19 protein-coding genes and 1 tRNA gene are annotated in these 25625 nt (G+C 59.7%); 17 read left to right on the top strand and 3 right to left on the bottom strand.

Annotation, left to right across the window (positions count from 1 at the left end; all coding sequences use genetic code 11):
- Window positions 1-109: 109 nt before the first annotated feature.
- From HU762_RS24145 to HU762_RS24095, 11 genes are all read left to right on the top strand, one after another.
- The gene (locus tag HU762_RS24145) at window positions 110-2908 is read left to right on the top strand and encodes an LPS-assembly protein LptD (protein WP_186641171.1); all 2799 of its coding nucleotides are present in this window, start codon (window positions 110-112) and stop codon (window positions 2906-2908) included.
- A complete protein-coding gene (gene surA / locus HU762_RS24140) occupies window positions 2889-4205 on the top strand; it encodes a peptidylprolyl isomerase SurA (protein ID WP_186614319.1) in 1317 nt (438 codons plus the stop codon). Before HU762_RS24145 ends, surA begins: the two co-directional genes overlap by 20 nt.
- Entirely contained in the window at window positions 4202-5191 is a 990-nt protein-coding gene (gene pdxA, locus HU762_RS24135; protein ID WP_186641170.1) for a 4-hydroxythreonine-4-phosphate dehydrogenase PdxA, read from the top strand. Before surA ends, pdxA begins: the two co-directional genes overlap by 4 nt.
- Entirely contained in the window at window positions 5188-6006 is an 819-nt protein-coding gene (gene rsmA / locus HU762_RS24130; protein ID WP_186641169.1) for a 16S rRNA (adenine(1518)-N(6)/adenine(1519)-N(6))-dimethyltransferase RsmA, read from the top strand. Before pdxA ends, rsmA begins: the two co-directional genes overlap by 4 nt.
- A 108-nt stretch (window positions 6007-6114) precedes the next feature.
- Window positions 6115-6495, top strand: coding sequence for a Co2+/Mg2+ efflux protein ApaG (gene apaG / locus HU762_RS24125; protein ID WP_186641168.1), 381 nt, complete (start codon window positions 6115-6117; stop codon window positions 6493-6495).
- Window positions 6495-7370, top strand: a complete 876-nt coding sequence (locus HU762_RS24120; protein WP_186641166.1) for a symmetrical bis(5'-nucleosyl)-tetraphosphatase — start codon at window positions 6495-6497, stop codon at window positions 7368-7370. Before apaG ends, HU762_RS24120 begins: the two co-directional genes overlap by 1 nt.
- Window positions 7371-7404: 34 nt before the next feature.
- Window positions 7405-7734 carry a thiosulfate sulfurtransferase GlpE gene (gene glpE / locus HU762_RS24115; protein WP_186641164.1) on the top strand — a complete coding sequence of 110 codons (330 nt, stop codon included), beginning with the start codon at window positions 7405-7407 and terminating at the stop codon, window positions 7732-7734.
- Between the two features lie 299 nt (window positions 7735-8033).
- Window positions 8034-9956: a PrkA family serine protein kinase gene (locus HU762_RS24110; RefSeq protein ID WP_186641162.1), complete on the top strand. Its 1923-nt coding sequence runs from the start codon at window positions 8034-8036 to the stop codon at window positions 9954-9956.
- Window positions 9957-10070: 114 nt separating this feature from the next.
- Window positions 10071-11342 (top strand): YeaH/YhbH family protein, encoded by a 1272-nt coding sequence (locus HU762_RS24105; protein WP_186614303.1) that lies wholly within the window; start codon window positions 10071-10073, stop codon window positions 11340-11342.
- On the top strand, window positions 11339-12904 hold the full coding sequence (locus HU762_RS24100; protein WP_186641160.1) for a SpoVR family protein: 1566 nt from the start codon (window positions 11339-11341) through the stop codon (window positions 12902-12904). Before HU762_RS24105 ends, HU762_RS24100 begins: the two co-directional genes overlap by 4 nt.
- 65 nt (window positions 12905-12969) lie before the next feature.
- Window positions 12970-14196 (top strand): multifunctional CCA addition/repair protein, encoded by a 1227-nt coding sequence (locus HU762_RS24095; protein ID WP_186641158.1) that lies wholly within the window; start codon window positions 12970-12972, stop codon window positions 14194-14196.
- A 42-nt stretch (window positions 14197-14238) separates the two neighbouring features.
- Here HU762_RS24095 and folK read toward each other — a convergent pair whose 3' ends face one another.
- Window positions 14239-14757 (bottom strand): 2-amino-4-hydroxy-6-hydroxymethyldihydropteridine diphosphokinase, encoded by a 519-nt coding sequence (gene folK / locus HU762_RS24090; RefSeq protein ID WP_186641157.1) that lies wholly within the window; start codon window positions 14755-14757, stop codon window positions 14239-14241.
- Window positions 14748-15101 (bottom strand): dihydroneopterin aldolase, encoded by a 354-nt coding sequence (folB, locus tag HU762_RS24085; RefSeq protein ID WP_186614295.1) that lies wholly within the window; start codon window positions 15099-15101, stop codon window positions 14748-14750. The genes folK and folB overlap by 10 nt, the downstream gene beginning before the upstream one ends.
- Window positions 15102-15175: 74 nt before the next feature.
- Between folB and plsY the strand changes: the two genes are divergently transcribed.
- Window positions 15176-15745 carry a glycerol-3-phosphate 1-O-acyltransferase PlsY gene (gene plsY, locus HU762_RS24080; protein WP_186614293.1) on the top strand — a complete coding sequence of 190 codons (570 nt, stop codon included), beginning with the start codon at window positions 15176-15178 and terminating at the stop codon, window positions 15743-15745.
- A gap of 8 nt (window positions 15746-15753) precedes the next feature.
- Here the strand turns inward: plsY and tsaD are convergent, their stop codons facing one another.
- Window positions 15754-16779 carry a tRNA (adenosine(37)-N6)-threonylcarbamoyltransferase complex transferase subunit TsaD gene (tsaD, locus tag HU762_RS24075; RefSeq protein WP_186641155.1) on the bottom strand — a complete coding sequence of 342 codons (1026 nt, stop codon included), beginning with the start codon at window positions 16777-16779 and terminating at the stop codon, window positions 15754-15756.
- Between the two features lie 199 nt (window positions 16780-16978).
- Between tsaD and rpsU the strand changes: the two genes are divergently transcribed.
- The 5 genes from rpsU to HU762_RS24050 all read left to right on the top strand — a co-directional run bounded on the left by rpsU (window position 16979) and on the right by HU762_RS24050 (window position 25507).
- The gene (rpsU, locus tag HU762_RS24070) at window positions 16979-17194 is read left to right on the top strand and encodes a 30S ribosomal protein S21 (RefSeq protein ID WP_002551877.1); all 216 of its coding nucleotides are present in this window, start codon (window positions 16979-16981) and stop codon (window positions 17192-17194) included.
- Window positions 17195-17673: 479 nt separating this feature from the next.
- Window positions 17674-19632: a DNA primase gene (gene dnaG / locus HU762_RS24065; protein ID WP_186641153.1), complete on the top strand. Its 1959-nt coding sequence runs from the start codon at window positions 17674-17676 to the stop codon at window positions 19630-19632.
- 67 nt (window positions 19633-19699) lie between these two features.
- Window positions 19700-21547: an RNA polymerase sigma factor RpoD gene (rpoD, locus tag HU762_RS24060; RefSeq protein WP_186641151.1), complete on the top strand. Its 1848-nt coding sequence runs from the start codon at window positions 19700-19702 to the stop codon at window positions 21545-21547.
- Between the two features lie 124 nt (window positions 21548-21671).
- A complete protein-coding gene (locus tag HU762_RS24055; RefSeq protein WP_186641149.1) occupies window positions 21672-25415 on the top strand; it encodes an EAL domain-containing protein in 3744 nt (1247 codons plus the stop codon).
- Between the two features lie 15 nt (window positions 25416-25430).
- Window positions 25431-25507: transfer RNA gene (locus tag HU762_RS24050), tRNA-Ile, on the top strand.
- Window positions 25508-25625: the final 118 nt, after the last annotated feature.

Genomic DNA, 25625 nt, shown 5'->3' with positions numbered 1-25625 from the left:
TAGCCGTCAAGCGGGTCATGCTTTATTATCCAGCATCTTTTTCAGACCATCGAGAGGCGTGCGGCCCACACCGCGGGCAGATGGCACGCAGGAAGCCCGGACTAATAAGATGGCATTGAAATCCCCCGCGTTTCGTAAAAAATTTCCGTTGCTGGTCACCGGCAGTCTGCTGGCCCTGCAACCCCTGGCCTCTTCATTCGTCGTCGCGGCGCAGCAGTATGACTGCTCCGTCTCCGCTTCGGGTGCCTGGGACTGTTCACCCAAGACTTCGGCCGCCGCATTGCCGCCGCGTCCCGTGCATGAAGGCAGCGCGGTCGCCGACAGCGGCAGCGCCCCGGCCGAGAGCGGTTCAAGTGAAGAAGCCGGCGAAAAGCCGATGCTCGTCACCGAAGCCAAGGGCCGAGGCCTGAAGTCGCGCAGTGCAGACTACAGTCACCTGGACTGGGTTCCGCGCGAAAACCTCACGCCTGCGCAACTGGCTGAAACCGGCCCTTACTGCGCCGGCGCGTATATCGAACCGACGCGCCCCGGCATGAACGACAAGACGGCCAAAAGCGACGCCCCGACGTTCCTGGGCGCCAAGGCTTCGCGCTATGAGCAGGAACAGCAGGTGGCAACCCTCGCCGGTGACGTCGTCATGCGCCAGGGCAGCATGCAGGTCGAGGCCGACGAGGCCAGCCTGTACCAGGCCGAGAACCGCGGCGAGCTGAACGGCAACGTGCGCGTGCGTGACAACGGTGCGCTGATTGTCGGCGATCACGCCGATGTGCAGTTGGACACTGGCGAAGCCAAGGTCGACAACGCCGAGTACGTGATGCACAAGTCGCGTATCCGTGGTAACGCCCTTTATGCGCGCCGCGCCGAAAACGCGATCATCCGTCTCAAGGACGGTACGTACACCACGTGCGAACCGGGCAGCAACGCGTGGTCGCTCAAGGGCAACAACATCACCTTGAACCCGGCCACCGGTTTCGGCACCGCGACCAACGTGACGCTGCGAGTCAAGGACATTCCGGTCCTGTATACGCCTTACATCTACTTCCCGATCGACGACCGCCGTCAGTCCGGCTTCCTGCCGCCGACCATCGGCAGCGGCAGCGATACCGGCTTCCTGCTGGTCACTCCGTACTACTTCAACCTGGCACCGAACTACGACGCCACGTTGTACCCGCGCTACATGAGCAAGCGCGGCCTGTTGATGGAAGGCGAATTCCGTTACCTGACTCCGACCAGCGAAGGTCAGTTCGGCGCCGCGTACCTCAACGACGAAGAAGACGAACGCGCCAAGCAGTCCGACTACAGCAAGACCCGCTATATGTACAACTGGCAGCACAAGGGCGGCTTGGATTCGCGCGTGCTGACGGAAGTCGACTACACCAAGATCAGCGATCCGTATTACTTCCAGGATCTGCAGACCGATCAGATTGGCGTCGAGTCCAAGGACTATGTGAATCAGCAGGGTGTGGTCAGCTATCGCGGCGACAACTACACCGCGCGGCTGAATGCCCAGGCTTACCAGATGGCGACGATTTCGAAGATCACGCCATATAACCGCCTGCCTCAGATTACCTTCAACGGCTCGCTGCCCGACCACCCGTATGGCCTGGACTTCGCTTACAAGACTGAACTGGTGCGGTTTGATCGTGATTTGCGGACCGGTGACTACACCGACGAAGACGGTAATACTGATCCGTTCCTTGACAACAACATCCGCGGTTTGGCCAGGGCTAATGGCGACCGCCTGAACCTGGCACCTGTAGTCAGCCTGCCGATGACGGCAAGCTATGGCTATATCAAACCGTCGCTCAAGTACCAGTACACCCAATATGACCTGGACTTGGATAGCAGAGGCCAAGCACAGGTTGCTTCGCAGAGCGCCGAGGCTGACCGCCTGCGCGGCACCTACAGCAGTAGCCAGAGCCGTGGTGTTCCGATCGCCAGCATCGACAGCGGCCTGTATTTCGACCGCGATACCCAATGGTTCGGCAGCAACTACCGCCAGACCCTGGAACCTCGCCTGTTCTACCTCTACGTACCAGAGAAGGACCAGAGCGATATTCCGGTGTTCGATACCAGCGAATCGACCTTCAGCTATTCCTCGCTGTTCCGGGACAACCGCTTCACCGGCTCCGACCGTGTCGGCGACGAGAACAAGCTGTCCCTGGGCGTGACCAGCCGCTGGATCGAAGAAAACGGCTTCGAGCGCCAGCGCATCAGCGTCGGCCAGGCCCTTTATTTCAAGGACCGCGAAGTCCAACTGCCGGGTATCGACTTCAAGACACGTGAAGACGCCAAGTCGGACGTTTCCCCGTACGCGTTGGAATACGAATTCCGCTGGAACCGCGATTGGCGCACCACGGCTTCCTACAACTGGGACCCGGACACCCACAGCCCTCGCTCGGGCAGCGCGATGTTCCATTACCAGCCTGAGGACAACCCGAACAAGGTCATCAACGCCGGTTACCGCTATCGCAACGACCAGGTCCGCTACGACGAGGCCACGGGTCAATGGCAAGTGGGCGGCGGCGACTACGGTACGCCGGGCACGCCTGGCTACGTGAAGGACTACTACAAGATCAAGCAGCACGATTTCTCGGTCATCTGGCCGATCGTGCCGCAGTGGAACGCAATCAGCCGCTGGCAGTATGACTACAACCGCAACCGTACCCTGGAAGCCTTCGGTGGTTTCGAATACGACAACTGCTGCTGGAAACTGCGCCTGATCAACCGTTACTGGGTCGACTATGAAGAGTTCAGTCAAGCCGCCCCGGAAAACGAAAAAGGCGACCACGGCATCTTCCTACAAATTGTTCTGAAGGGACTCGGCGGCCTGACCGGCGCCAAGGTAGAGAGCTTCCTCGACAAAGGCATCCAAGGTTATCGTGAACGTGAAGATCAAGCTTTCTGATTGTCTGCGCCCGCTGATGCTGGGCGCGTTGTTCCTGGGTACCGCGGCAAACGCCGCGGTACAGTCCATCGACAAGGTAGTGGCCATCGTCGACAACGACGTGGTCATGCAGAGCCAGCTGGACCAGCGGGTCCATGAAGTGCAGCAAACCATCGCCAAACGTGGCGGCGGCTTGCCACCACCCGGCGTGCTGGACCAGCAGGTGCTCGAGCGTCTGATCGTCGAAAACCTGCAACTGCAGATTGGCGAACGCTCCGGCATCCGCATCACCGATGAAGAACTGAACCAGGCCGTTGGCACCATTGCCCAGCGCAACAATATGACCATCGACCAGTTTCGCGCCGCCCTGGCCCGCGACGGCCTGTCTTTTGACGATGCCCGCGACCAGATCCGTCGCGAGATGATCATCAGCCGGGTACGTCAGCGCCGCGTGGCAGAACGCATCCAGGTGTCCGAGCAGGAGGTGAAGAACTTCCTGGCTTCCGACCTCGGCAAGATGCAGCTGTCCGAGGAACTACACCTGGCAAATATCCTGATTCCTACGCCGGAAAGCGCCAACTCCGAAGCAATTCAGAGTGCTTACCGCCAGGCGATGGACGTTTACCAGCAGCTCAAGCAAGGCGCTGACTTTGGCCAGATGGCGGTAGCCCGCTCGGCCAGTGAGAACGCCTTGGAAGGCGGCGACATGGGCTGGCGCAAGGCCGCCCAGTTGCCACCTCCGTTTGACCGTGAGCTCAGCACCATGGCCGTGGGCGACATTACCCAGCCGGCCCGCACCCCTGGCGGTTTCATCATTCTGAAACTGTTGGAAAAACGCGGTGGCGGTACCCAGGTGCGTGACGAAGTGCATGTTCGCCATATCCTGATCAAACCCAGCGAAATCCGCAGCGAAGCCGAGACCCAACGTCTGGCTGAAAAGCTGTACGAGCGCATCACCTCGGGCGAAGACTTCGCGGAACTGGCGAAGAGTTTCTCGGAAGATCCCGGATCAGCCCTGAACGGCGGCGACCTGAACTGGGTCGACCCGAACGCGCTGGTTCCCGAGTTCCGCCAGGTCATGGCCGAGACACCGCAGGGCCAGCTGTCCAAGCCGTTCAAGAGCCCTTATGGCTGGCACGTACTGGAAGTCCTTGGCCGCCGCGCCACCGACAGCACCACCCAGGCACGTGAGCAGCAGGCGATGACGGTATTGCGTAACCGCAAGTACGACGAAGAGCTGCAAACCTGGCTGCGTCAGATTCGCGACGAAGCCTACGTTGAGATCAAACTCCCTGGTGCAGACCAGGCAGCGCAGTGAAACCCAAGCGTTTCGCGCTGACCCCCGGCGAGCCTGCCGGCATCGGTCCCGACCTGTGCCTGCTGCTCGCCTCGCAAGCCCAGCCGCACCCCCTGATCGCCATCACCAGCCGCGACCTGCTCCTTGAGCGGGCCGCGCAGCTGGGCGTGGCCATAAACCTTTTATCGGTGGCGCCAGACGCCTGGCCGGATGCCCCGGCGCCTGCCGGCAGCTTATATGTCTGGGATACGCCCTTGGGCGCCCCGGTCACCGCCGGACAACTGGACATTGCCAACGCGGCGTTCGTCCTCGAAACCCTGACCCGCGCCGGCCAAGGCTGCCTGGATGGGGCATTCGCCGGCATGATCACCGCGCCGGTGCACAAAGGGGTAATCAATGAGTCGGGCATCCACTTCTCCGGGCACACGGAGTTCCTGGCCGACCTGACCCACACCTCGCAAGTCGTGATGATGCTTGCCACCCGAGGCCTTCGCGTGGCCCTGGTCACCACTCACCTGCCCCTTCGGGACATCGCCGATGCAATCACGCCGCAACGCCTGGAAAGGGTCACGCGGATATTGCACGCCGACCTCAAGGAAAAATTCGGCATCGCCCGGCCTCGCATCCTGGTGTGCGGACTGAACCCCCATGCCGGCGAAGGCGGACACCTGGGCCGTGAAGAAATCGACATCATCGAACCTACATTGGAGCGCTTGCGCAGCGAGGGCATGGACCTGCGTGGCCCGCTGCCTGCCGACACTCTGTTTACTCCCAAATACCTGGAGCACTGCGACGCAGTGCTGGCGATGTACCACGACCAGGGCCTGCCCGTGCTGAAGTACAAAGGCTTCGGCGCAGCGGTCAACGTGACCCTGGGCCTGCCGATCATCCGCACATCCGTAGATCACGGCACAGCCCTGGACTTGGCCGGCAGCGGCAAGATCGACATCGGCAGCCTGCAAGTCGCGCTGGAAACCGCCTACCAGATGGCCGAGACCCATTTATGACCGAGCAATACCAACACCGCGCACGCAAGCGCTTCGGCCAGAACTTCCTGCATGACGCGGGTGTGATCGACCGGATCCTGCGCTCCATCAATGCCAAGCCCGATGATCGTTTGCTCGAGATCGGGCCGGGCCAAGGCGCACTGACCGAAGGCTTGCTCGACAGCGGCGCGCAACTGGACGTGGTTGAACTGGACAAGGACCTGGTCCCGATCCTCAACCAGCAATTCGCCGGCAAGAGCAATTTCAACCTGCATCAGGGCGACGCGCTGAAGTTTGACTTCAACAGCCTGAATGCAGCGCCGGGCAGCCTTCGAGTCGTCGGCAACCTGCCGTACAACATCTCTACACCGCTGATTTTCCACCTGCTGAACAATGCCGGCCTGATTCGCGACATGCACTTCATGCTGCAAAAAGAAGTGGTCGAGCGACTCGCCGCCGGTCCTGGCGGGGGCGATTGGGGTCGTTTGTCGATCATGGTCCAGTACCATTGCCGGGTCGATCATCTGTTCAACGTAGGCCCCGGCGCGTTCAACCCACCGCCGAAAGTCGACTCCGCCATCGTCCGCCTGGTGCCCCATGCAGTCCTGCCGCACCCAGCCAAGGACCATCGCCTGCTGGAGCGCGTTGTGCGCGAAGCCTTCAATCAGCGTCGCAAGACCTTGCGCAACACCTTGAAGCTGTTGCTCAGCAGCGCCGAGATCGAAGCCTCCGGCGTCGACGGCAGCTTGCGCCCCGAGCAACTGGACCTGGCGGCGTTCGTACGCCTGGCCGACACGCTCAGTGAACAGGTGGCGCCCAAGGCCGACGCCAGCTGACGAGCCAAGACGCTATCGGGCAGTACGCCGGTCTGGTCTACTACCCGATACTTGGCCTAGACTGATCTCTTCAGTTACGCCCGCGTCCCGCTTCTAAGGCCTTTTTGCATGTCCGATCCTCGTTATAAGGTCGACGTCAGCGTCGCCACCCGCTTTCTGGCAGAACAGTCGCAACCCGAGCACAACCGTTTCGCCTTCGCCTACACCATCACCGTGTGCAACAACGGCTCGTTACCGGCCAGATTGCTCTCGCGCCATTGGGTCATTACCGACGGCGACGGCCATGTCGAGGAGGTCCGTGGCGACGGCGTGGTTGGCCAGCAGCCGCTGATCGACGCGGGCCAGAGCCACAGCTACAGCAGCGGCACCGTGATGACTACCCAGGTCGGTACGATGCAGGGCACCTACCAGATGCTGGCCGAAGACGGTAAACGCTTCGATGCCATCATCAAGCCCTTTCGCCTGGCGGTGCCCGGAGCCTTGCACTGATGGCGACGTATGCGGTCGGTGACCTGCAAGGCTGCCTCGACCCGCTCAAGTGCTTGCTCGAACGGGTCGCGTTCGATCCCCAAAAAGACACGCTCTGGCTGGTGGGCGACTTGGTCAATCGGGGCCCGCAGTCGCTCGAAACCCTTCGTTTCCTCTATGGCATCCGTCAGTCGCTGGTGTGCGTGCTGGGCAATCATGACCTGCACCTGCTGGCCGTCTGGCGGAATATCGAGCGCTTGAAAAAGTCCGACACATTGAGCGAAATCCTCGATGCCCCGGACTGCATCGAGTTGCTCGAATGGTTGCGCCAGCAAAAGCTCATGCACTATGACGAGGCGCGCAATCTGGCGCTGGTCCATGCCGGCATCCCGCCCCAGTGGTCACTGCGCAAGGCATTGAAATGCGCCAGCGAGGTCGAGCAGGCGTTGCGTGACGACAACCTGTTCGGCCCATATCTGGACGGCATGTACGGCAATGAGCCAGTCAAGTGGGACAATGATCTTACCGGCGCGGCGCGCCTTCGTGTCATCACCAATTACTTCACCCGCATGCGCTTCTGCACCCGCGACGGAAAGCTTGATCTCAAGGGCAAGGAAGGCATCGAAACCGCCCCGCCCGGCTACGCGCCGTGGTTCAAGCACAAGGAACGCAAGACCCGGAACCTGAAGATTATCTTTGGACATTGGGCTGCGCTTGAGGGTCAAAGCGACGAGCCTGGCGTCTTCGCCCTCGATACCGGCTGCGTCTGGGGCAGCGCGATGACGCTGATGAATGTCGACAGCGGCGAGTTGCTGCGCTGCGATTGCGCCGAAGACGGCCACGCCAAACCTCAACAACCGACCATTGCATCATTGCCGGCCGGCACCGCCGTTTGATCGGCGCCGCGCTTCAGGCCACAGGAGTTTTTTCATGACCGAATTCAAACGCATTCCTCCCGAGCAGGCCCAAGCCCTGCGTGAGCAAGGCGCAATCGTCGTCGACGTACGCGACCCACAGACCTATGCCGCAAACCATATCCCGGGGTCGAAACACCTGGACAACCATTCCATCGCCGATTTCATCCGTGCCGCCGACCTGGATGCCCCTACCGTTGTAGTCTGCTACCACGGCAACTCCAGCCAGAGCGCAGCGGGTTACCTGGTCAGCCAGGGCTTCAGCGATGTCTACAGCCTGGACGGCGGTTTTGAGCTGTGGCGCGCGACTTATCCTGGCGAAACAGCGCAAGGCACCGACGAATAATTTTTTATGCCGGCCAAGCCCGCATGAACCGTGGGCTTGGGCGATGGCAGACGAACGGTCTGCCACAACTAATTACGTATTCAACCTTTACCTCTCCGATTCCGAACTATCCTTAGCCTCAGGCCATCCAAAACAGGGGAGAGCCGGTACACCGGCGCGCGGGTCATCGGGAGTCAGCTTTCAGGAGCGTACATTCTTGAAAGCATTCTGGGGGGTAAACGGCAGCTGGGTTCCCAGCGGCTGTCCAGCATCGACTGATTGATCCGACACCGGCTCCACGTATCGAGCGAGGTGACGTCATGAGTATTTTTAGCCACTTCCAGCAACGTTTCGAGTCCACGCGGCAGGAGGAGTGCTCGCTGCAGGAATACCTCGAACTCTGCAAGCAGGACCGCAGTGCCTACGCATCGGCCGCGGAGCGTTTGTTGCTGGCCATCGGAGAACCGGAACTGCTGGATACCTCGGCCAACTCGAGGCTCTCGCGGATCTTTTCCAACAAAGTGATCCGCCGCTACCCGGCCTTTGCTGACTTCCACGGGATGGAAGAATGCATCGAACAGATCGTGTCCTATTTCCGCCATGCCGCCCAAGGCCTGGAGGAGAAGAAACAAATCCTCTACCTGCTCGGCCCCGTGGGCGGCGGCAAATCGTCCCTGGCCGAAAAACTCAAGCAACTGATCGAGAAGGTGCCCTTCTACGCCATCAAGGGCTCGCCAGTCTTTGAATCCCCACTGGGGCTGTTCAACGCCACCGAGGACGGCGAGATTCTCGAAGAAGACTTCGGCATTCCTCGCCGCTACCTCAATACCATCATGTCGCCATGGGCCACCAAGCGCCTGGCCGAATTCGGCGGTGACATCAGCCAGTTCCGCGTGGTCAAGCTCTATCCGTCGATCCTCAATCAGATCGCGGTGGCCAAGACCGAACCCGGGGATGAAAACAACCAGGACATTTCGGCCCTGGTGGGTAAAGTCGATATTCGCAAGCTCGAGGAATTCCCGCAGAACGACGCCGACGCCTATAGCTATTCCGGCGCGCTGTGCAGGGCCAACCAGGGCCTGATGGAATTCGTCGAAATGTTCAAGGCGCCTATCAAGGTGCTGCACCCACTGCTCACCGCCACACAGGAAGGCAACTACAACAGTACCGAGGGCCTGGGGGCTATCCCGTTCACCGGCATCCTGCTGGCTCACTCCAACGAGTCGGAATGGCACACCTTCCGCAACAACAAGAACAACGAGGCCTTCATCGATCGGATCTACATCGTCAAGGTGCCGTACTGCCTGCGGGTTTCCGATGAGGTGAAGATCTACGACAAGCTGCTGTTCAACAGCTCGCTGTCCAAGGCCCATTGCGCGCCCGACACGCTGAAAATGCTTGCCCAGTTCACCGTATTGTCGCGCCTCAAGGAGCCGGAAAACTCCAACATCTATTCGAAAATGCGGGTGTACGACGGCGAGAACCTCAAGGACACCGATCCAAAGGCCAAGTCGATCCAGGAGTACCGCGACAACGCCGGGGTGGACGAAGGGATGAATGGCCTGTCGACGCGTTTTGCGTTCAAGATCCTGTCCAAGGTCTTCAACTTCGATCCCCATGAAATCGCCGCCAACCCGGTCCACCTGTTGTACGTGCTCGAACAGCAGATCGAGCAGGAACAGTTCCAGGCGGAAACCCGCGAGCGCTACCTGCGTTTCCTCAAGGAGTACCTGGCGCCCCGCTACATCGAGTTCATCGGCAAGGAAATCCAGACTGCCTACCTGGAGTCCTACAGCGAATACGGTCAGAACATTTTCGACCGTTATGTGCTGTACGCGGACTTCTGGATCCAGGACCAGGAATACCGCGATCCGGAAACCGGCGAGATCCTCAACCGCGTGGCCCTCAACGAGGAGCTGGAAAAAATCGAGAAACCGGCCGGCATCAGCAATCCGAAAGATTTCCGCAACGAGATCGTCAACTTCGTGCTGCGTGCCCGGGCCAACAACAACGGCAAGAACCCGACGTGGCTCAGCTACGAGAAATTGCGGGTGGTCATCGAGAAGAAAATGTTCTCCAACACCGAAGACCTGCTGCCTGTAATCAGTTTCAATGCCAAGGCCAGCAAGGAGGACCAGCAAAAACACAACGACTTCGTTACACGCATGGTCGAACGTGGCTACACCGACAAACAGGTACGGCTGCTCTCCGAGTGGTACCTGCGGGTCCGCAAATCGCAATAAGCAGCGGCAAGCTTCTCGCCACAAGCTGCAAGGGAACAGCGCCTGAGCCGTGGGCTCGACGGTGCTTCGCTTGCAGCTTGGAGCTTACGACTTGAAGCTCCCCCGGAGGGGCCTATGAGCTATGTGATCGACCGACGCCTGAATGGCAAGAACAAGAGCACGGTAAACCGCCAGCGGTTTCTGCGGCGCTACCGTGACCACATCAAGAAAGCCGTCGAAGAGGCGGTCAGCCGGCGCTCCATCACGGACATGGAACACGGCGAACAAATCAGCATTCCCGGTCGCGACATCGACGAGCCGGTGCTTCACCATGGTCGCGGTGGCAAGCAGACTGTCGTGCATCCTGGAAACAAGGAATTCACCAGTGGCGAGCACATCCCTCGGCCACCCGGTGGAGGCGGTGGCAAGGGGCCCGGCAAGGCCGGCAACTCTGGCGAAGGCATGGACGAGTTCGTGTTCCAGATCACCCAGGAGGAATTCCTAGAGTTCATGTTCGAGGACCTGGAACTGCCGAACCTGGTCAAGCGCAACCTGACCGGCACCGACACCTTCAAGACGGTGCGTGCCGGTATCAGCAACGAAGGCAATCCATCGCGTATCAATATAATCCGCACCCTTCGCTCGGCCCATGCCCGACGCATCGCGCTGTCGGGCAGCAGCCGGGCAAAACTGCGCGAGGCCAAGGAAGAATTGGCTCGCCTTAAAAGAGAAGAACCTGACAACTTCGGCGACATTCAGAACCTGGAAGCGGAAATCGAGAAACTCAGCGCCCGCATCCATCGCGTACCGTTCCTCGATACCTTCGACCTCAAATACAACCTGCTGGTAAAGCAACCGAATCCCAGCTCCAAGGCGGTAATGTTCTGCCTGATGGACGTGTCCGGTTCCATGACCCAGGCCACCAAGGACATCGCCAAGCGGTTCTTCATCTTGTTGTACCTGTTCCTGAAACGGAACTACGACAAGATCGACGTGGTGTTCATCCGCCATCACACCAGCGCCCGGGAAGTCGACGAAGAAGAATTTTTCTATTCCAGGGAAACCGGCGGCACCATCGTTTCCAGCGCCTTGAAGCTGATGCAGGAAATCATGGCTGAACGCTACCCGGCCAACGAGTGGAACATCTACGCGGCCCAGGCGTCCGACGGTGACAACTGGAACGATGACTCGCCCATCTGCCGGGACATTCTCATCAACCAGATCATGCCGTTCGTCCAGTACTACACCTACGTGGAAATTACCCCACGCGAACATCAGGCCCTTTGGTACGAATACGAACGCATCGCCGAAGCTTTTTCCGATACGTTTGCCCAGCAGCAACTGGTCTCGGCCGGGGATATCTACCCGGTCTTCCGTGAACTCTTCCAGCGCAGGTTAGTGACATGACCGCCAAAAAAGAGCAGAAGCGCCAGCCTATTTCCACCGGCTCCGAGTGGACATTCGAGCTGATCCAGGCCTACGACCGCGAAATCAGCCGTATCGCGGACCGCTATGCATTGGACACCTACCCAAACCAGATCGAAGTGATCACCGCCGAGCAAATGATGGACGCCTATGCATCCGTCGGGATGCCGCTGGGTTACCACCACTGGTCCTACGGCAAACATTTTCTCAGCACGGAGAAATCCTACAGTCGCGGCCAGATGGGGCTGGCCTACGAAATCGTGATCAATTCCGACCCTTGCATCGCGTACCTGATGGAGGAAAACACCATCTGCATGCAGGCGCTGGTAGTGGCTCACGCGTGCTATGGCCACAACAGCTTCTTCAAGGGCAACTACCTGTTCCGCACCTGGACCGATGCCAGCTCGATCATCGATTACCTGGTGTTCGCCAAGCAGTACATCATGCAATGCGAAGAGCGCCACGGGATCGATGCGGTGGAAGACCTGCTGGATTCCTGCCATGCCCTGATGAATTACGGGGTGGACCGCTACAAGCGGCCATATCCGATTTCCGCCGAGGAAGAACGCCGCCGCCAGAAGGACCGCGAGGAGCATCTGCAAAAGCAGATCAATGATCTGTGGCGGACCATTCCCAAAGGCGCCGACAAGTACAGCGAGAAAGACAACGCACGCTTCCCGGCCGAGCCCCAGGAAAACATCCTGTATTTCATTGAAAAACACGCGCCGCTGCTGGAGCCCTGGCAGCGGGAAATCGTGCGAATCGTGCGCAAGATCGCCCAGTATTTCTATCCGCAACGCCAAACCCAGGTCATGAACGAGGGATGGGCGACGTTCTGGCACTACACATTGATGAACGACCTCTACGACGAGGGCCTGGTCACTGATGGTTTCATGATGGAGTTCCTCACGTCCCATACCAGCGTAGTGTTCCAGCCAGGCTTTGACAGTCCGTATTACAGCGGTATCAATCCTTACGCGCTGGGCTTTGCCATGTACCGCGATATCCGACGCATGTGCGAAAACCCAACCGACGAGGATCGCCACTGGTTCCCGGAAATCGCCGGCTCGGATTGGTTGTCTACCATCAAGTTCGCCATGAGCAGCTTCAAGGACGAGAGTTTCATCCTGCAGTATCTTTCACCCAAGGTAATCCGGGACCTCAAGCTGTTCAGCATCCTGGACGATGACCAGAAGGACGACCTGCTGGTGCCCGCCATCCATGATGAGGGCGGTTATCGCACCATCCGAGAGACCTTGGCGGCGCAATACAACCTGGGCAACCGCGAGCCCAACGTGCAGATCTATAGCATCGACCGTCGCGGGGATCGGTCCCTCACGCTGCGTCATCAGCAGCACGACCGTAAACCCTTGGGTGAATCGACTGACGAGGTACTCAAGCACCTGCATCGTCTTTGGGGATTCGACATTCATCTGGAAACCTTGCAGGGCGATCAAGTGATGAAAACCCACCATGTCCCCCCACGAAACGAACAAGCCGAAGGAGACTATGGGCGCCTGGACTTGGCCGTTATTCATCTTTGAACTGCGCTTTCGCCTCCGAACGGCCGACGTAAAGGTTTATCCTGTCGGCTCAATGGAGGTTTTTTATGCAGATCTACAAAGTCGGCGGCGCTGTTCGCGATCGCCTGCTGGGCATTCCCGTCACCGATATCGACCGGGTCGTGGTGGGCGCCACCGCCGAGGAAATGCTTGCCAGGGGGTTTCGCCCTGTAGGGGCTGATTTCCCGGTATTCCTCGACCCGAAGACTGGCGACGAATATGCCCTCGCCCGCACGGAGCGCAAGAGCGGCAGGGGTTACGGTGGCTTCGTGTTCCATGCCAGCCCCGAAGTGACGCTTGAAGAAGACCTGATCCGCAGGGACCTGACGATCAACGCGATGGCCGAAGACGATCAGGGCAATCTCACCGATCCCTACCACGGCCAACGCGACCTCGAAGCACGCCTACTGCGCCACGTTTCCCCCGCGTTCGCAGAGGATCCCCTCCGAGTGTTGCGCGTTGCCCGCTTCGCTGCGCGTTATGCCCCGCTGGGTTTCAAGGTAGCGGACGAGACACTTGAACTGATGCGTCAGCTCAGTGATTCCGGCGAACTGGAGGCGTTGACAGCAGAACGTAGCTGGAAAGAAATTTCCCGCGCGCTGATGGAAAATCAACCACAAGTGTTCATTCAGGTCTTGCGCGACTGCAACGCTCTCAGCATCTTGATGCCCGAGGTCGACGCACTGTTCGGCGTGCCACAACCCGAAGCTCACCATCCGGAAATCGATACCGGCGCTCACACGCTGAGCGTGCTGGAACAATCAGCCTTGCATCAACAGCCGCTGACGGTGCGCTGGGCTTGCCTGCTGCACGACCTGGGCAAAGGCTTGACTCCGGAGCATGAATGGCCACGCCACATTGCTCATGAGCACAAGGGCCTGAAGTTGATCAAAGCCGTCAACGAGCGCTTCAAGGCGCCTCGCGACTGTCAGGAACTGGCATTGCTGGTGGGCCAATATCACACCCATGGCCATCGCGCGCTAGAGCTGAAGGCGTCTACGCTGCTTGAGCTGCTGCAAAGTTTTGATGTGTACCGCCGGCCTCAGCGCTTCGAGGAGTTCATTGCGGCTTGCGAGATGGATGCTCGTGGGCGCAAAGGCTTGGAGGATCGAAGTTACCCACAAGCGGATTATTTGCGAGGTGCAGCATCGGCGGCTCGAGGCGTGGCAGTGCAGCCACTGCTGGAGAAAGGCTTCAAGGGGCCGCAGTTGGGCGAGGCGATCAAGCGGGAGCGCCTGAGGGCGTTGAAGGTCTACAAGGAAGCAGCGAGCTGACGGGGTTTTCGGGTCAGCTCGCTCGCGATGACAGCCGGCGCCTCACAGCAGATGCCCTGGCGTAAGCTGTTGGCCTCGCCATTCGAAAGCCACCGGTGCAAGCACTTGGTCAATCTGCGATTCATCCCACAGGGTGGCAAAGCTTTTCCCTACGCCAGGATGAATCCGATCCGGTGCGATCAACGACAAAGGCCATAGGACAAAAGCGTTCTTGAGAATTTCGGCGCGAGGCAGAATCAGCCCATCGAAGTTGCCAACCTGTTCACCGTACAGCAACACGTCGATATCCAGCGGCAGGCCCTTGCGGTCCGGCGCGTAGCGACCATTGTCGGCCTCGATGAACTTGAGACGACGGTCCAGCTCCATCAGCGGCAGATCCGTGAAGGCCGAGACGACAAAATTAAAGAACGGCCCGCTCTTGATACCCACGGGCTGGCTCTCGAATACAGCCGAACAGCGCATATCCACCAGAAAACCGGCCAGCGCTTCAAGTCCCGCGCACAAATGGGTTTCGCGCTCGATGTTGCTGCCGAGCCCGAGAAAAACCTGTGTCAGCGACATCCGCGCTCGATCTCCACGCCAACGCCGCTGGCGGCCGGTACGGCGCCTGGCTTGGTCACTTTCAGGCGCAGCCAGGTGATCTTGAACTCTTCCATGAGCGCCTGGGCCAGTCGTTCGGCAAAAGTCTCGACCAATTGGAACTGCGCTTGCTCGGCAAACGCCTGGATGCGCGAGGACACGCTGGCATAGTCGAGCGCCAGGGTCAGGTCGTCGCCTGCGGCAGCCGGGCGGTTGTCCCAGGCGAAGCTCAGGTCAAGCCGCAAACACTGTCGGATGCCTCGCTCCCAGTCGTAGGCACCGATAACGGTGTCGACTTCCAGGCCTTCGATAAACACTCTGTCCAAGCACTTTTCTCCGCAGCACGACAAGGGCGCATTGCCCCGTTAGAATCAGGGCGTCCTCGCCCGGAATGGTTAGCATGTTTTGGTTACTGGCGATCCTCGCCTACCTGCTCGGCTCACTGTCCTTCGCCATTTTGCTCAGCCGCCTGACCGGTCGTCCGGATCCGCGAATGAGTGGCTCAGGCAATGCCGGCGCCACCAACATGCTGCGCCTGGCCGGACGTAAACTCGCCGTCCTGACCCTGCTGGGCGATCTCTGCAAAGGCTTGTTCCCGGTACTGGTCGCCAGTCTTGCAGGACTCTCGTTGCAGCAGCAGGCTTGGGTCGGCGTCTGCGCGGTCATTGGCCATCTGTTTCCACTGTACTTTCGCTTTCGCGGCGGCAAGGGTGTCGCCACCGCTGCCGGCATGCTGCTGGGCCTGTATCCCCCCGCCGCACTGCTTGCCGTTCTCACCTGGCTGCTGACCTTCTATCTGACCCGTACCAGCTCCCTGGCCGCGCTGATCGCAACGCCGTTGACCCTGCCGCTGCTGGCTTGGCAGGAACCGGCGGCCTTGCTGCCGATGACGGCGCTGGTTGCGCTGATCGTCTGGCGTCACCGGAGCAATCTACGCGACCTGTTCGCCGGGCGCGAACGGCATTTCTAAACGGTGCCTCACAGCGGTGACAACTGCTCCATGGGCCAACGTGCCTGCACACTGATCGCCAAGCTTTCATGTTGGCCCGCCTGCAGCCGCTGGCAACCGGCAAAGGCGATCATCGCGCCGTTATCCGTGCAGAACTCCGGCCGGGCGTAGTAAACGTCGCCCTTCATGTCACCGAGCATTTTTTCCAGGGATATCCGCAAAGCCTTGTTCGCACTGACGCCGCCGGCAATCACCAGGCGCTTCAGCCCGGCCTGTTTCAAGGCGCGCTTGCACTTGATGGTCAAAGTCTCTACCACGGCCTGCTGGAACGCCAGGGAGATGTCGCAACGGGCTTGTTGACTGTCGTCCCCGGCGTTGACGCACTGCTGCCATGTATTGAGCGCAAAGGTTTTCAGGCCGCTGAAGCTGAGGTCCAGGCCAGGTCGATCACACATCGGACGGGGAAATACGAAACGTCCTTCTAGCCCTTGGGTTGCCAGCCGTGCGATCTCCGGTCCACCAGGATAATTGAGGCCCATCATCTTCGCAGTCTTGTCGAAAGCTTCACCGGCGGCATCGTCGAGCGATTCGCCCATGAGCGCGTATTGGCCAATTCCATCCACGCGGACCAGCTGCGTATGACCGCCTGATACCAACAAAGCGACGAACGGAAACTCCGGCGGTTGAGGCTCCAGCATCGGCGCCAGCAAATGACCTTCCATGTGATGTACACCCAGCGCCGGAATGCCCCAGGCAAACGCCAGCGCCTGGGCGCAGGACGCGCCAACCAGCAGCGCACCGACCAGGCCGGGGCCGGCGGTATAGGCGATGGCGTCGATCTCCGTCGGCACGCAGTCCGCCTCGGCCAAGACCTGGCGGATCAAGGGCAGCATGCGCTTGACGTGGTCGCGGGAGGCAAGCTCAGGCACCACGCCACCGTAGGCTCGATGCAAGTCGATCTGGCTGAACAGCGCATCGGCCAGCAGGCCGCGCTCACTGTCGTACAGTGCGACGCCGGTTTCGTCGCAGGAAGTTTCTAATCCCAGTACTAGCATGGGTTTGCGCCTTGTAGAGGCTGAATTCGAAGGCGCGCATAATAGTCGCCGCGTTGTGCCCCGACCAGCGGTTTTCGATCAGAGGCTTTGCATTCCGAGCGATGAGGGGTTAACATCCGCAACCCTTAAAAACCGACGTCTTCAAGTGCTCTTTTGCCGCGAGGATGTTGACCCCGGTAATGAATGAAGGTAGCTCTGGATGCCAGCCGTCAAAGTAAAAGAGAACGAACCCTTCGACGTAGCTCTGCGTCGTTTCAAGCGCTCCTGCGAAAAAGCCGGTGTTCTGGCTGAAGTTCGTAGCCGCGAATTCTACGAGAAGCCGACTTCTGAGCGTAAGCGCAAAGCAGCAGCCGCTGTTAAGCGTCACGCCAAGAAAGTTCAGCGCGAGCAGCGCCGCGCCGTACGTCTGTACTAATACACAGACGTCCGTAGCAAGCTTCTGCCTAGCCCGGCCCTCAAGCCGGGCTTATGGCATTTGCGCAAACCGCTTGATGCTTTATCGTCAAAGCCGCAGACGCGACCTAGACAACCCGCTTCACCGCGTCAGACCTGGCTCTTTTGCCAGCGGTGCACGTCTTTTCTGACGAGCCTTCCAAGGCTACTGACGAGCACACCCTGATTCCTCTAACGACGATCAGCCCAAGGCACCTGCTTGCGTGCCCGCTTGATGAGCTATCCGAGGCCAGACCGGCCGTTACCGGACTCAGCGCAACACATTCACATGGTCGAATACTGATAGCCATTAACGTCAGTGGATAATCGGCAGATACACTTCCCGACAGCAATGATGCAGACGACCCGGTCGAGCCAACACTTTACCGTGCCTCAGACCCAGGAACCGATGACGCCCTGCTGATTTCGGACCCTATTTCGCGCAGTGATGATGAGAACGCCATGGCCGGGCTAATTCCCCAGAGCTTTATTGACGACCTCCTGAACCGCACCGACATCGTCGACGTGGTCAGTTCTCGCGTGCAAATGAAGAAAGCAGGCAAGAACTACACAGCCTGCTGCCCGTTTCACAAAGAAAAAACCCCGTCCTTCAGCGTCAGCCCGGACAAACAGTTCTATTACTGCTTTGGCTGCGGCGCTGGCGGCAACGCCCTCGGCTTCATCATGGACCACGACAACCTGGACTTTCCCCAGGCCGTCGAAGAACTGGCCAAAGCCGCCGGCATGGAGATTCCCCGCGAGGAAAGCGGTCGACAGCACAAGCCGCGCCAACCCACCGATTCACCGCTCTACCCGCTGCTGACGGCAGCAGCCGATTTTTACCGTCAGGCACTCAAGAGCCATCCGGCCCGCAAGGCAGCAGTGGATTACCTCAAGGGCCGCGGCCTGACCGGCGAGATCGCCCGGGACTTCGGCCTCGGCTTCGCCCCGCCCGGCTGGGACAATCTCTACAAGCATTTAAGCAGCGACACCTTGCAACAGCGCGCCATGATCGACGCCGGCCTGCTGATTGAAAACGCCGAGACCGGCAAGCGCTACGACCGCTTCCGTGACCGAGTGATGTTCCCGATCCGCGATTCACGTGGACGAATCATCGCCTTTGGTGGCCGGGTGCTGGGCGACGACAAGCCCAAGTACCTGAACTCCCCGGAAACCCCGGTTTTTCATAAAGGCCAAGAACTCTACGGCCTCTATGAGGCTCGCAAGAACAACCGCAACCTCGACGAGATCATCGTCGTCGAGGGCTACATGGACGTCATCGCCCTGGCGCAGCAAGGCTTGCGCAACGCTGTGGCGACCCTCGGCACGGCTACCAGCGAAGAGCACATGAAGCGCCTGTTTCGGGTCGTGCCCAGCGTGCTGTTCTGCTTCGACGGCGACCAGGCCGGCCGCAATGCCGCCTGGCGCGCACTGGAAGCGACGCTACCTTGCCTGCAGGACGGACGACGCGCGCGCTTCTTGTTCCTGCCCGAGGGCGAAGACCCGGACACCCTGGTGCGTTCCGAAGGCACCGATGCGTTCCGGGCGCGAATCAACCAACATGCGCAACCGCTGGCCGATTACTTTTTCCAGCAGTTGACCGAGGAAGCCGACCCACGCTCGCTAGAAGGCAAGGCCCACATGGCCACCCTGGCGACGCCGCTGATCGACAAAGTCCCCGGCGCCAATCTTCGAACGCTGATGCGTCAGCGGCTGACCGAAATCACCGGTCTCAACAGCGAAGCGATGAATCAGCTGGTCCACAACGCCCCCCAAGAGGCGCCGCCTGCCTACGATCCGGGCGTCGATTACGACGCGATGCCAGACTTCGCCGACTATCATCAACCTCAGCAGGACTACGCACCTGCACAGGAATGGACACCCAAGAAACCCGGCAGCGGCGGCAAGAAATGGGACAAGAAACCCTGGGACAAGAACGGCAAGCGGGGCGATCGCGACCAGCCACGTGCCCCGCGCGTGCCGGCCGCCGTCGAACCACCAACACTGGCCGCCCTGCGCACTTTGCTCCACCACCCGCAACTGGCTGAAAAAGTCGAGGACGCCGGGCACTTCGCCGCCGAGGACCACAGCAACACACAATTGCTGATCGCACTCCTTGAAGCTGTGCAGAAGAACCCCAAGCTAAACTCATTCCAGTTGATCGCACGGTGGCATGGCACCGAGCAGGGGCGCCTGTTGAAGGCGCTGGCCGAGAAGGAATGGCTGATAGACGGAGAGAACCTTGAACAACAGTTTTTCGACACCATTACTAGCTTGTCCGCCCGCCAACGCGAGCGAAACCTGGAACAACTTCTGCGCAAGGCTCGGCAAAGCGAGCTGACCAGCGAAGAGAAAAATCAATTGCGTGATTTACTCAGCCGCAATGTTTGCGCATCAAACCCGACCTCAACTGGCGCGTGAGGTCACAGCTCAGGTATAATCCTCGGCTTGTTTTTTGCCCGCCAAGACCTTCAGTGGATAGGGTGTTATGTCCGGAAAAGCGCAACAGCAGTCTCGTATCAAAGAGTTGATCCTATTGGGTCGTGAGCAGGGCTACCTGACTTACGCGGAGGTCAACGACCACCTGCCGGAAGATATTTCAGATCCGGAACAGGTGGAAGACATCATCCGCATGATCAATGACATGGGGATCAACGTATTCGAGGTTGCTCCAGATAAGGATGCCCTTATGCTGGCCGACGCCGATACCGACGAGGCGGCCGCTGAAGAAGCGGCCGCAGCGTTGGCAGCGGTCGAGACCGACATTGGTCGCACCACGGACCCCGTGCGCATGTACATGCGCGAAATGGGTACGGTAGAGCTCCTCACGCGTGAAGGCGAAATCGAAATCGCCAAGCGTATTGAAGAAGGCATCCGTGAAGTGATGGGCGCAATCGCGCACTTCCCTGGCACGGTCGACCATATTCTCTCCGAGTACACCCGCGTCACCACCGAAGGTGGGCGCCTGTCCGACGTTCTGAGCGGCTATATCGACCCGGACGACGGCATCGCGCCGCCTGCCGCCGAGGTTCCGCCACCGGTCGACCCGAAAGCCGTCAAGGCCGACGACGAGACCGATGACGACGACGCCGAAGCCAGCGACGACGAAGAAGAAGCCGAAAGCGGTCCGGATCCGGTCATCGCTGCGCAGCGTTTCGGCGCTGTGTCCGACCAGATGGAAATCACCCGCAAGGCGCTGAAAAAGCATGGCCGCTCCAACAAGCAGGCGATCGCCGAGCTGTTGGCGTTGGCCGAGCTGTTCATGCCGATCAAGCTGGTGCCCAAGCAGTTCGAAGGCCTGGTCGAGCGCGTTCGCAGTGCCTTGGATCGCTTGCGTCAGCAAGAGCGCGCGATCATGCAGCTTTGCGTTCGTGATGCCCGTATGCCGCGTGCCGACTTCCTGCGCCAGTTCCCAGGCCATGAAGTCGACGAAAGCTGGACCGACGCACTGGCCAAAGGCAAGAGCAAATACGCCGAAGCCATTGCTCGCCTGCAGCCGGACATCATCCGTTGCCAGCAGAAGTTGAGCGCGCTGGAGGCCGAGACCGGCCTGAGCATCGCCGAGATCAAGGACATCAACCGTCGCATGTCGATCGGCGAAGCCAAGGCCCGCCGCGCGAAGAAAGAGATGGTCGAAGCGAACCTGCGTCTGGTGATCTCCATCGCCAAGAAGTACACCAACCGCGGCCTGCAATTCCTCGACCTGATCCAGGAAGGCAACATCGGCCTGATGAAAGCGGTGGACAAGTTCGAATACCGTCGCGGCTACAAGTTCTCGACCTATGCCACCTGGTGGATCCGTCAGGCGATCACTCGCTCGATCGCCGACCAGGCCCGCACCATCCGTATCCCGGTGCACATGATCGAGACGATCAACAAGCTCAACCGCATTTCCCGGCAGATGTTGCAGGAAATGGGTCGCGAACCGACCCCGGAAGAGCTGGGCGAACGCATGGAAATGCCTGAGGACAAGATCCGCAAGGTATTGAAGATCGCCAAAGAGCCGATCTCCATGGAAACCCCGATTGGTGATGACGAAGACTCCCATCTGGGTGACTTCATCGAAGACTCCACCATGCAATCGCCGATCGATGTCGCCACCGTTGAGAGCCTCAAGGAAGCGACTCGCGAGGTACTCTCCGGCCTCACAGCACGTGAAGCCAAGGTACTGCGCATGCGCTTCGGCATCGACATGAATACCGACCACACCCTTGAGGAAGTCGGTAAGCAGTTCGACGTGACGCGTGAGCGGATTCGTCAGATCGAAGCCAAGGCGTTGCGCAAACTGCGCCACCCGACGCGAAGTGAACACTTGCGTTCGTTCCTCGACGAGTGACCATCAAACCCCCGGCCCTGCCGGGGGTTTTGTTATGTGCAGATAAAACGTCCTTCGCTGCCACCCCCTCCCTATTGCCCGTCTACACTCGAAACATCCTCCCCAAGCCATGACGAGACCGTAGATGCCCAGACTGACGGCCGTGCTTTTGCTGTCACTGATGACCTGGACCGCAACGGCCGGCGCGTTGACGCTCACCGATGAAGAGCACCGCTGGCTCAGGGACCACCCCGACCTACGCCTGGGCGTTGATGCTTCGTGGCCGCCGTTCGAGTTTCGTGATGACCAGGGCCGCTACCAAGGCTTGGCTGCCGATTACGTCGACATCATTCGCGAGCGGCTGGCAGTTACCCTCACGCCCATCGAACCTGTCAGTTGGACCGTGGTGCTGGAACAGGTCGCCCAGGGCAAGATCGACCTTCTGCCGGGCATCATGTCCACCCCCGAACGCCAGAACTACCTGGCCTTCACGCGCCCTTACCTTGATTTTCCGATTGTCATCCTTGCCCATCACGGCGGCGCCCAACCGCGCAGACTGGAAGATCTTTACGGGTTGAAAATCGCCGTGGTGGAAAACTATGCGCCCCACGAACTGTTGCGTAACCATCATCCCGACCTGAACCTCGTCGCGCTGCCCAACGTCAGCTCGGCCTTGCAGGCGTTGGCGACCGACGAAGTGGATGCCGTGGTGGGCGACTTGGCATCCAGTGTCTGGAGCCTGCGCCAGCTCAAGCTCGACGGGCTCTACGTTAGCGGGGAAACGCCTTATCGTTATCAGCTGGCGATGGCCGTCCCGCAGGAAAACAAGATACTGGCGGGCATCCTGGACAAGGTCATGGCGGATATGACGCCGGTCGAAATCGCTGAGATCCAGGAAAAATGGATCGGCAACGTCCGCGATTATCGGCGGTTCTGGTCGGACCTGCTGGTCTACGGCCTACCAGGACTACTGCTCCTGGTCGGTATTCTGGCCGTGGTGATTCGCATCAATCGCCGCCTTAGCTCGGAAATAGCCCGACGCGTCGATCTCGAACAAGAGCTGCGCAGCAGCGAATACCATTATCGCGGATTGGTCGAGAGCCTTTCGGCTATTGCCTGGGAAGCCAGGGTCAGCGACTTTACCTACAGCTATGTGTCGCCCCATGCCGAAGAACTGCTTGGCTATCCCCTCGCCCATTGGCTCATTCCGGGCTTCTGGCGCAACATCATTCACCCGGCCGATCTTATCCGCGCCCAGACTTATTGCGATCACGAAGTGCTCGCCGGTCGCGACCATTGCATCGATTACCGGGTGATCACGGCGGACGGTCGCTGCTTGTGGGTACGGGACATCGTCAGCCTGATCGAGCATGGCCACGAGCCGTTGATGCGCGGATTGATGATCGACATCAGTGAAGCCAAGCACACCGAAGAAGCGCTGCGCCTTTCCGAGCAAAAGTTCGCCTCGGTGTTTCGCCAATGCCCGGACATCCTGGTGATTGCACGATTGCATGACGGCTGCCTGCTGGAAGTCAACAAAGCCTTTGAAGAACAGATCGGCCTGAGTGCGGCACAAGTCGTGGGCAAAAACGCCACCGACCTGGACATCTGGGGCATACAGGGCGTTGGCCCTGATCTGTTGCTACGCCTGCAGGCCGGGAGCATTCGCAATCTTGAAATGCCCTTCCGGCGCAATAATGGCCAAGTCTTTACCGGACTGATTTCCGCCGAACCCTTCGATCTCGACACGACGCCCGCCCTGGTCGTGGTCGTGCGAGACATCAGCCAGCTCAAGGAAACCCAGCAGCAGCTGCAAACCTCGGAAGAGAAGTTCGCCAAGGCTTTCCATGCTTCGCCCGATGGCCTGTTGCTGTCCCGCCAGAGCGACGGGCTGCTGATTGAAGTCAACGAAGGCTTCAGTCGCATTACCGGCTTCAACAGCGCATTGTCGGTCGACCGTTCCACTCTCGACCTGGGCATCTGGGTCAATCTCAACGAACGCAAACAGATGCTCGACCTGCTGCAGCGAGACGGCTTCGTAAGGGATTTCAGTTGCCATATCCGTCGCAACGACGGGCAGATCCGGCTCTGCGAAGTGTCCAGCCGCCCCCTGCCCATCGGCAACGAAGACTGCATGCTGACCATCGCCCGGGATATCACCGAACGCCACTTCATGCAGGAAAAACTGCAACAGGCCGCCACGGTGTTCGAGAGCACCGCCGAGGGCGTACTGATCACCGATACGCAACAGCACATCAGCGCGGTGAACCGAGCCTTTACCGAAATCACCGGCTATAGCGAAACCGAAGCCCTGGGCCATACGCCTCGTTTGCTGGCGTCCGGCCTGCATGACAGCGCGTTTTACGCCGCGATGTGGCACCAGCTGACGGCGGAGGGCCACTGGCAGGGAGAAATCTCCAACCGACGCAAGAACGGCGAGCTATATCCCAGTTGGCTGACCATCAGCGCCGTGCGCAACCATGAACAGCAAATCACCCACTTCGTCGCGGTTTTTGCCGACATCTCCAGCCTCAAACACGCCCAGGCGCGGCTCGATTACCAAGCGCATCACGACCCGCTTACCGGCCTGCCGAATCGCACCCTGTTCGAAAGCCGTTTGCTGACGGCTCTGAATAACCAGCAGGAGAACGGCGGCCAGGGCGCGGTATTGTTCCTCGACTTGGATCGTTTCAAGCACATCAACGACAGCCTCGGACACCCGGTCGGCGACCTGCTGCTCAAGGGCATTGCCGTGCGCCTGCGCGAGCAGCTACGGGATATCGACACCGTGGCGCGCCTGGGTGGCGATGAATTCATCATCCTTCTGCCCGGCCTGCAACAGCCCAGCGATGCCGAGCATATCGCCCAGAAACTCCTCAGCTGTTTTGGCGCGCCGTTCCAGGCCGGCGAGCATGAGTTCTTCATCAGCGCCAGCATTGGCACCAGCCTGTATCCGCAGGACGGCTGCGACGTCGCCACGCTGGTCAAGAATGCCGACGCGGCGATGTACCGATCCAAAGCCAAGGGCCGCAACCGGGTGGAAAGCTACACCCGCGACCTCACCGCCCAAGCCAGTGAGCGCGTGGCGTTGGAACACGAACTGCGACGGGCGATAGAACGCAACGAATTGTCATTGTCTTTCCAGCCGAAAATCAGCCTCATCGATAACCGGCTGGTGGGGGCCGAAGCGCTTATTCGCTGGACGCATCCAACATTTGGCGACGTACCGCCTGAGCATTTCATTCCCCTGGCCGAAGAAAACGGCATGATCCTGCAGATCGGCGACTGGGTGCTCGAAACCGCCTGCCGGCAACTCCATGAGTGGAACAGCAGCCACGATAGCCTCGGCCCGCTGTCCGTGAATTTGGCGGGAGTCCAACTGCGCCAACCCAATCTGCTGGGTCGCATCGAGCAGCTATTGCGAGAAAACCATCTTGAGCCTGGCTTATTGCAACTGGAGATTACCGAAAACTTCATCATGAGCCAGGCCGAAGAAGCCCTGGCGGTGCTGCACCAACTGAAAAAACTTGGCGTACAACTGGCCATCGACGACTTCGGCACGGGGTATTCCTCCCTCAGCTACCTCAAGCGCCTGCCGCTGGACATCCTCAAGATCGACCAGTCATTCGTCCGCGGCCTGCCCGATGACCCGCACGATGCGGCCATCGTGCGGGCAATTATCGCCCTGGGCCGGAGCATGCAATTCACCATCATCGCCGAAGGCGTCGAAACCTTGGCCCAACAGCAATTCCTCGCAGAGGAAGGCTGCGAGCAGATCCAGGGCTACATCGTCAGCCTGCCCCTGTGTGCCGAAGAATTCGCCGCCACGTTTCTGCATGTGACCGTATCGGATTTTTCGGATAGCACAGCCGAGAAACCGTCGCTATAATCCGCGGCCTACTGAGGGCCTATAGCTCAGTTGGTTAGAGCAGAGGACTCATAATCCTTTGGTCCACGGTTCGAGTCCGTGTGGGCCCACCATTTTGAAAGCCGCGCATTGCGCGGCTTTTGTCGTTCCAAGGCGTGGAAAATCCAGGCCACGCCATCGTCTTTTTTGCTTCCCCTCACTTACAATCGAAAATTCCCACCCCATCGAGAC

Source organism: Pseudomonas sp. SWRI92 (assembly GCF_014268685.1).
Classification (GTDB): domain Bacteria; phylum Pseudomonadota; class Gammaproteobacteria; order Pseudomonadales; family Pseudomonadaceae; genus Aquipseudomonas; species Aquipseudomonas marvdashtae.
This window is presented reverse-complemented; position numbering and strand designations above follow the sequence as displayed.